This is a genomic window from Maribacter sp., from assembly GCA_020629415.1.
Taxonomy (GTDB): Bacteria; Bacteroidota; Bacteroidia; order Flavobacteriales; family Flavobacteriaceae; genus Maribacter; species Maribacter huludaoensis.
The window spans coordinates 38,753-46,974 of record JAHDDL010000001.1; the positions used below are offsets into that span (position 1 = coordinate 38,753).

The window sequence follows — 8,222 nt, forward strand, 5'->3', positions numbered from 1 at the left end:
ATAAATGAAAAAAATTCGCATGCACTTTATTCCTTTTAATACACATTATAAGGAGATAACGTATTTTAAATGCATTATTGTTATTTAAGGCTTAATATTTTAAGAAATAAATAAAAAAAGAGATCTTTTTTTGACACTCAATTCTTAGTTTTTAGAGAAATATTCAGCCGTTTTTGTAGTTAAAAGCAGGGCTGCGTGCTTCATATTGTACTCAAGATCCTTATGCTCATCCTTAATATCGAACACATCAAAAACACCAACCTTTTTTAGATCGTCTTTAGAAATTTCTAGTGCTCCACAAATAGCTATTACAGGAATTTCATATTCTTTGCCCAATCCTATCACCCCTTGCAGTAGTTTACTGTTTAAATTTTGTTCATCAATTTTACCTTCACCGGTAATAATATAATCAAAACTCTCTTTTTGTAATATCTCCTTTAAACCGGATAATTTCAAAATAAAATCCATTGCACCTAAAAACTCCGCATTCAATAAAGCTTTTAAACCAAAAGCGGCCCCTCCTGCGGCACCGGTACCCGGCACTTCATTATAATTTACATTATATCTATCTGAAACTACTCTGTTCAATCTAATTAAACCGTTATTTAATTCTGCTATGGCATCATCCGTTGCGCCTTTGTATTTAGCATATACATACGCTGCTCCATTTTTACCGAATAGCGGATTTATTACATCATGAACTGTGTAAAACTTTACCTGCTTTAGTTTATCCGGAACCCGAGAATCATCTATAGACCTTATCAATTGCAGGCTAGAGCCAACAGGGGGCAACACCACTCCATTAGCATTTAAAAAATCATAACCCAAAGCACTTGCAATACCTATTCCACCATCGTTGGTAGCACTTGCTCCCAAGCCTATATAAATATGCTTGATTCCTTTTTCTACGGCATCTTTAATTTCAATGCCTGTACCAAACGTAGTTGTCAACATTGGGTTACGTTCTTCATAAGGTAATAGATCCAGACCCGAAGCATTGGCAAGCTCTATATAAGCAGAATTGTCTTCTTTATTGTATAAATAATATGACCGTATAGGCTCCCTTAATGGATTTTCGCTTATTACTTCAACAGAAATACAAGGCTTATAGTGACTTATGACCTTCAAGAAACCCTCTCCCCCATCCGTTGCTTTAATATAGCGCGATGTAAAAGGAACGCCAGACTTCTTCATACCATCATTAAAGGCGTTGGCAAATGATTCACTTGTTAGTGAACCGTCAAATTTATCCGGAATAAGTAATAGCTTCATTTATTTGAATTTATTGGGGAAACTATTTATTGAAATATCCCATAACTCTGGGAGAACAAAATATACAAAAAAGGTCAATATAATAATAGAAATTATATTCATAAATAATCCTTTGCCCACCATATCTGGTATTCTTAGGTAGCCTGAACCAAATACTACCGCATTTGGTGGTGTAGCAACCGGCAGCATAAATGCGCATGATGCCGCAACCGCTGCACCCACCATTAATACGAACGGGTGTACATCTATTGTCAACGCCATTGGCGCCAATACGGGCAAAAGCATTGCCGTTGTAGCTAGGTTAGATGTTATTTCGGTCAGAAAATTTACCGCGGCTATCAAAACTAAAATTAGGACAACAATAGGCAGACCAGCTAATGATGTCATTTGCCCACCGATCCAAACGGCCAACCCGCTAACCTCAAATCCTTTTGCCAATGCCATACCACCACCGAACAATAAAATTATGCCCCATGGCATTTTAACCGCCTCTTCCCAATTAATAATCTGTTCCGCTTTTTTCTTTGAAGGTATTAAAAACAAGACGATAGCAAAGAATATGGCAATTATAGTATCATCTAAACCAGGCAAAACTTTTTGCAAAAGATACGAACGCGTGATCCAACAGAAAGCGGTCAATGCAAATACAAAGGCCACTATTTTCTCCTCATATGATATCTTACCCAGATTGGATAGTAAGCGTTTAATTTCCTGTTTTCCTCCAGGAAAAGATGTCTGCTTAAAGCTAAAGGCATACCTTGTTAAATATTTCCAGCAAATAAAAATCAGAATTATAGATATGGGCAGACCAAAGACAAACCATTGCATAAAGGTAATTTCATAACCATAGGTATCTAAGACAACACCTGCCAAAACCAAATTTGGCGGCGTGCCGATCAAAGTGGCCACACCGCCAATAGAGGCACTATAGGCAATTGCCAACATTAACGCCTTACCGAATATTTTGTTTTCATCTTCTACCGTATCCGGATTATCCTGTAACTGTTTTATGATAGCCAGACCTATTGGTAGCATCATTACAGAGGTTGCCGTGTTCGATATCCACATTGACAGAAATGCAGTTGCCATCATAAAACCTAGAATGATCTTTCTAACATCTGAACCTATCAGGTTGATAATATTCAAGGCAATCCTTCTGTGCAGGTTCCATTTTTCTATGGCAATGGCTATGATAAAGCCGCCCATATATAGAAATACATATTTATGACCAAAAGAACCAGAGGTTGAAGACAAGTCCAACCCACCGGATAAAGGAAACAGCACCAAGGGCAATAATGCCGTTATAGCAATGGGCATAGCTTCCGTAATCCACCAAACGGCAATCCAAATAGTAGATGCCAAAACCGCATTTGCTTGTTGTGAAAGCCCGGCCGGACGAAAAAATAAAAGGATCAATACGAATAAAAGCGGACCCAAGACTAGTCCTAATATTTTTGTTTTAGTCATGTAAATGCCATTGATACATTGAAAATACGCTATTTATAAGCTTCATTGACTTATTTGACCGCTATTTTACAAATTTTGACCTTAGTATACCATAACCCATAAGTACCCAAGCAGCTATTAAAAACAAACCACCTATAGGCGTAATAATACCGATCACCTTAAAGTCAAATGACATTAATGAATTTAAAGAAAGTATATAAATGGAAAACGAAAATAACGCTACACCAATTACCGTACATATGTAAATACTTTTCCTAGACTTTATGTATTCATTGGGCAACAGGCCAAGTATAAACAAGAAAAATGCATGATACATTTGGTACCGTACCCCTGTCTCAAAAGTGGTAACGGATTGTGCGTCTACCAAATTTTTCAATCCATGTGCACCAAAGGCACCAAGTATGACCGCCAACATTCCCAACAAACAAGCAGTACCTAAAATTGTTTTTTTCATAACTTTTAAGATAACTTTTTTTATAAATGTAACAATTTGATACCTTAGTCCTTCGTTACAAATCAAAAATACTGAAATCGTATGATGCGAAAAATTCTTGTTATTGGCGCAGGTAAATCCACCTCTTATTTATTGGATTATCTCTTAGGAAAAGCGGAAGCTGAAAATTTGGAAATCACCATTGGCGACATAAATCCCGCTGCAATTCCATCATCGATTGGCGAACATACACACTGCACCGTAATTGCTCTTGATATTTTTGAAGATACCGCAAGACAAAAAGCAATTGAACATTCAGATATCGTAATCTCCATGCTTCCTGCCCGTTTTCACATCATGGTAGCCCAAGATTGTGTTCGTCTAAAAAAACATTTGGTAACAGCATCTTACGTTAGTAATGAATTGCTAGCCCTTGACGAACAGGTGAAGGAAGCCGGACTAGTTTTTATGAACGAAATTGGTTTGGACCCAGGTGTGGATCACATGAGTGCCATGCAAGTAATTGACCGTATTCGTGATAAAGGCGGTAAAATAATATTGTTTGAATCTTTCTGTGGTGGCTTGGTTGCCCCAGAACATGACAATAACCTCTGGAACTATAAATTTACCTGGAACCCTAGAAATGTAGTTTTGGCAGGACAAGGCGGTACCGCCAAATTTCTACAAGAAGGCACTTACAAATACATTCCCTATCATCGGTTATTTAGACGTACAGAATTCTTTGAAATTGAAGGTTATGGCCGTTTTGAAGGTTATGCCAACCGCGATTCATTAAATTATCGCGAAGCTTATAAATTACAAGATGCATTAACAATTTACAGAGGCACCATGCGCCGTGTAGGCTTTTCAAAAGCTTGGAACATGTTCATTCAATTAGGCGCTACAGATGACACCTATACTATTGAAAACTCTGAAAAAATGAGTTACCGAGAATTCATAAATCTATTTCTTCCGTATTCCCCTACCGATTCCGTAGAGCTAAAACTTAGACATTATCTAAAATTAGATCAAGATGATATTCGTTGGGACAAGTTGCTAGAGCTGAACATTTTTGATCAAAATAAATTCATAGGCATACCAAACGCTACTCCGGCCCAAGCGCTTCAGAAAATTCTTGAAGATAGCTGGACGTTGAAATCAAACGAAAAGGACATGATCGTTATGTATCATAAATTTGGTTACGAGTTAAACGGTGAAAAGAAACAAATTGATTCCAAACTTGTAGTTACCGGCGAAAACCAAACGTTTACCGCAATGGCAAAAACCGTAGGATTACCGGTAGCCATGGCCGCTTTAAAAATATTGAACGGAAAAATAACCACACCGGGAGTTCAAATTCCGATATCCAAGGAAGTTTACGAACCCATACTTAAAGAACTTGAAGATTACGGTGTTAATTTTAAAGAATACGATATACCTTATTTGGGGTATAATCCAAATTCTGTAGTCAATTAGTACATTTTAAGTATCATTTTGAAACCAAATAAGTACTTTTATATTTTAAACCTTTAAAGCAACTGAAATTACAATAAGGTTTGCCCTGCTAGAATTAAGGTATGTAGAAGCATAGCTGGAGCACCAGAAAAGAGATCTTTGATTTAGATAACATGAAAACACCATCTTCTTTGGCTAAAATTGACGGAATAGATAAAAAAATCTTACGTTTTTTAATGGAAGACGCCCGTAAACCGGTTCTTGAAATTGCAAGAAGTATCGGTATTTCCGGAGCGGCCATACATCAGCGTTTAAGAAAACTAGAAGCATCAGGACTTTTATCCGGATCAAAGTTCATTGTAAACCCAAAATCTTTAGGCTATACAACTATGGCCTATATTGGTATTTATTTGGACAAGGCGATGAGCAACCCCATGGCCGTGAAGCAGCTTGAAAAAATACCCGAAGTTTTGGAATGCCATTATACCACCGGTAACTGGTCTATCCTTATTAAAGTATTATGTAGAGATAATGAGCATTTAATGCAGGTACTCAACAAAGAAATACAAGCCATAGAAGGTGTCTCAAGAACAGAAACTTTCATTTCTTTGGCCCAACAAATAGACCGACAAATAAGCATATAAAAAAAGCCTTCCCGGAACGGAAGGCTTTTCTATTTCTTAACAATTATAACTTAATCTCTACCACCAAAAACTTGAAGCCCCCAGTAGACCAAAGTTGCCAATGAACCTATTGCAGCGACCAAATAGGTACGTGCAGCCCATTTCAGCGCATCTTCAGAACCTTTATATTCTTCTGGTGTAACTATATTCTTGTTTTTTAACCATGCCAATGCTCTATTACTGGCGTCATATTCTACCGGTAGGGTCACAAAACTGAACAATGTTGCCATGCCCATCATTACCAGACCGGCAACGGCTACCCAATATCCAAAACCTACACCGGCAGCGGCACCTAATGCCAAACCACCAAATACGACCCACATAGACATGCTAGATGTAACACTTACAATAGGCACTAACTTTGAACGCATGCCCAACCACTCATATGCCTGTGCATGTTGTACGGCGTGCCCAACTTCATGTGCCGAAACTGCCGCGGCAGCAGCATTTCTTTGATTGTATACCCCTTCACTTAAGTTTACGGTTTTGTTTGCAGGGTTATAGTGATCGGTAAGCATACCAGGCGTAGAAACAACCTTTACATCTCTAATACCATGATCTGCCAACATTTTTTCCGCAATCTCCGCACCACTCATTCCATTTTGCAAATGTACTTTAGAGTAATGCTTGAATTTACTTTTTAATTTACTGCTCACTAACCAGCTGACCAAAGCAATTGCTCCGATCAATATATAATATCCCATCATAATGTTTCAATTTTTAAATCGATTAAATATACTAAAGATTCCCACTTTTTAAAGAATCTATTTATAGAAAAGCAAAAACCCCGCCAAATTCCTTTCGGATATGACGAGGCATATTTTACTGACAAAATGTACAGATTAAGCCACTATCTCTTCCCAACCAAAGGCTTCAATAATTTCTTGATATACTACATTCCCTTCTACTATATTTAATCCTTTCTTCAAAGATGCATCTTTTTCACAAGCAGCTTCCCAACCTAAATTTGCCAATTTCAATGCATACGGCAATGTTACATTGGTCAATGCCATGGTAGATGTATAAGGTACTGCTCCCGGCATATTTGCTACCGAGTAATGCACCACATCATCAATGATATAAATTGGATCTTCATGTGTTGTAGGCTTTGTGGTCTCCACACAACCCCCTTGATCTACGGCAACATCAACGATTACCGTTCCCGGTCTCATTTCTTTCAGCATGTCTCTAGTAATCAAATTTGGAGCTTTGGCACCTTTCAACAATACCCCACCTATTATAAGATCATGAGTCTTGATCAATCTTCTTATATTAAATTCATTAGAGAATTCAGTAACCACATGTGGTGGCATTACATCATTTGCATAACGCAGACGTTTCATGTTAATATCTAAAATAGTTACATGAGCCCCCAAACCTGCTGCCATTTTAGCAGCCTGTATGCCCACTACGCCGGCACCTAACACCAAAACTTTGCCCGGGGCCACACCTGGCACACCACCTAATAACACTCCACGGCCTTTTACAGGTTTTTCTAAATATTTAGCACCTTGTTGTATGGCCATTCTACCGGCAACTTCTGACATTGGCGTTAAAAGTGGCAATGTTCCTTCTTCATCCTCTACCGTTTCATATGCTATGCAAACCGCTTTTTGCTTGATCATTGCCTTGGTCAATGCCTCACTTGACGCAAAATGGAAATATGTAAATAGTATTTGACCTTCCTGTATTAAATTATACTCTTCTGCAATAGGCTCTTTTACCTTTACGATCATTTCGCTCATAGCATATACTTGACCAATAGTATCTAGTATTATAGCACCTGCCTGTTGATAATCTTGATTGAAAAAACCGCTTCCTTCACCAGCACCTGATTGTACATATACTTTGTGGTTGTTCTTTACCAATTCGAAAACTCCGGCCGGTGTCATACCTACCCTGCTTTCATTGTTCTTAATTTCTTTTGGAATACCAACAATCATGATTTATCATTTAATGTTACATTGCAAAATTGAAACTAATTAATAACATATCAAACATTAATTCGACAAAACACAGGGGTATTGTGTCATAATTATCATTTTAGCACAAACATACCCTAATTTTTTAGGGGGTATATTTCATTTTTATATTAATTTTTAAATTATACCCCTCAATTTAACCATAATCTTGATACATAATTAATGCAAAAAAAAAGAGGCAATTCTCATTGCCTCTTTTCCAGTTATACTATTTAAGAGTTAACCAACAATATTTACAATTTTACCAGGTACTACAATCACCTTTTTAGGAGTACGCCCTGCCAACTGCTGTTGGGTTTTTTCATGTGCCATGACCGCAGCCTCTATTTCATCTTTACTTAAATCTAAGGACAACTGCATGGTAAATTTCATTTTACCGTTAAAGGATATCGGATATTCTTTATCACTTTCTTTGATATACTTTTCTTCAAATTTTGGAAAAGGTGCGGTAGCAATAGACTCTGAATGACCCAATTTGCTCCACAGTTCTTCCGCAATATGTGGCGCATATGGCGATACCAATATTGCCAATGGCTCCAATACTTTTCTGCTGATACATTTTTGAGCTGAAAGTTCATTGACACAGATCATGAAAGTAGATACCGATGTATTAAAACTAAAGTTTTCAATATCCTCTTCTACTTTTTTAATGGTCTTGTGCAATGTTTTCCAAGATTCCTTAGAAGGTTCTTCTCCACTTCGGCTACGCTCAGCGATCGCGGTTTCATCTAAAAATGGCGTGTACAATTTCCACAGTTTCTTTAAGAAACCATGTGCTCCGGTAATACCTGCCGTATTCCAAGGTTTAGATTGCTCTAACGGACCTAAGAACATTTCATACAAGCGCAGACTGTCCGCCCCATATTCTTCACAAATAGCATCTGGATTTACTACGTTGTATTTGGATTTGGACATTTTTTCGACTTCGCG

The 8,222-nt window shown here is 37.6% G+C and carries 8 protein-coding genes; 2 read left to right on the forward strand and 6 right to left on the reverse strand.

Translation table 11 applies throughout. From position 1 onward, the window contains the following. Window positions 1–144 precede the first annotated feature (144 nt). From QZ657_RS00160 to QZ657_RS00170, 3 genes are all read right to left on the reverse strand, one after another. On the reverse strand, window positions 145–1,272 hold the full coding sequence (locus QZ657_RS00160; protein WP_291962222.1) for a glycerate kinase: 1,128 nt from the start codon (window positions 1,270–1,272) through the stop codon (window positions 145–147). Next, a complete protein-coding gene (locus tag QZ657_RS00165; RefSeq protein WP_291964196.1) occupies window positions 1,273–2,739 on the reverse strand; it encodes an SLC13 family permease in 1,467 nt (488 codons plus the stop codon). It abuts the gene before it with no gap. Window positions 2,740–2,800: 61 nt separating this feature from the next. Then, window positions 2,801–3,193: a DUF423 domain-containing protein gene (locus tag QZ657_RS00170; protein WP_291964197.1), complete on the reverse strand. Its 393-nt coding sequence runs from the start codon at window positions 3,191–3,193 to the stop codon at window positions 2,801–2,803. An 81-nt stretch (window positions 3,194–3,274) separates the two neighbouring features. On the opposite strand from QZ657_RS00170, the gene QZ657_RS00175 reads away from it, so the two are divergent. Together QZ657_RS00175 and QZ657_RS00180 are read left to right on the forward strand one after the other, a co-directional pair. Continuing rightward, entirely contained in the window at window positions 3,275–4,648 is a 1,374-nt protein-coding gene (locus QZ657_RS00175; protein WP_291964199.1) for a saccharopine dehydrogenase family protein, read from the forward strand. Between the two features lie 152 nt (window positions 4,649–4,800). Further along, window positions 4,801–5,271 (forward strand): Lrp/AsnC ligand binding domain-containing protein, encoded by a 471-nt coding sequence (locus QZ657_RS00180; RefSeq protein ID WP_276470932.1) that lies wholly within the window; start codon window positions 4,801–4,803, stop codon window positions 5,269–5,271. Window positions 5,272–5,321: 50 nt separating this feature from the next. Here the strand turns inward: QZ657_RS00180 and QZ657_RS00185 are convergent, their stop codons facing one another. The 3 genes from QZ657_RS00185 to QZ657_RS00195 all read right to left on the reverse strand — a co-directional run. Continuing rightward, entirely contained in the window at window positions 5,322–6,017 is a 696-nt protein-coding gene (locus tag QZ657_RS00185) for a zinc metallopeptidase (protein ID WP_276470931.1), read from the reverse strand. A gap of 135 nt (window positions 6,018–6,152) precedes the next feature. After that, the gene (gene ald, locus QZ657_RS00190) at window positions 6,153–7,253 is read right to left on the reverse strand and encodes an alanine dehydrogenase (protein ID WP_291964202.1); all 1,101 of its coding nucleotides are present in this window, start codon (window positions 7,251–7,253) and stop codon (window positions 6,153–6,155) included. A gap of 258 nt (window positions 7,254–7,511) precedes the next feature. Beyond that, the coding region (locus QZ657_RS00195) for a class I tRNA ligase family protein (RefSeq protein WP_291964204.1) at window positions 7,512–8,222 on the reverse strand (711 nt) is incomplete at its 5' end.